Here is a 308-nt window from a genome sequence, read left to right as displayed (position 1 = left end):
AGAGACTGGTTTTACACTGAGCACTGACGCTCCGAGGCCTCTTATGACGAAACAACAGAAAACAGCGCTGAACATGGCTAAATTCATCCAGAATCAGTCTCTGCTCCTGCTGGAGAAGCTTAACGAGCTTGATCTTGATGCTGAGGCCGACCTTTGTGAGAAACTCCACGATGATGCGGAGCATCTTTTCCGTACACTGACCTCGAGACTGGATGCATTACAGGATGGTAACTGATGGCCAGAGTGTCTATTAGTGAGGCTGCCCGACTGACGGGTAAGAGTAGAACAACACTGCACAGGTTAATTAA

At 48.4% G+C, this 308-nt stretch carries 1 protein-coding gene; it reads left to right on the top strand.

The window, feature by feature from the left end:
- The first annotated feature begins 43 nt into the window (after nucleotides 1–43).
- Entirely contained in the window at nucleotides 44–235 is a 192-nt protein-coding gene (locus tag AC056_RS19135; RefSeq protein WP_064765249.1) for a Rop family plasmid primer RNA-binding protein, read from the top strand.
- Nucleotides 236–308 lie beyond the last annotated feature (73 nt).

It is taken from the genome of Acinetobacter genomosp. 33YU, assembly GCF_001990725.1.
GTDB lineage: Bacteria > Pseudomonadota > Gammaproteobacteria > Pseudomonadales > Moraxellaceae > Acinetobacter > Acinetobacter seifertii.
This window is presented reverse-complemented; position numbering and strand designations above follow the sequence as displayed.

Excerpts from the sequence above, each read along its gene's own strand:
- AC056_RS19135 (WP_064765249.1), top strand. The coding sequence starts at position 44 with ATGACGAAACAACAGAAAACAGCGCTGAACATGGCTAAATTCATCCAG.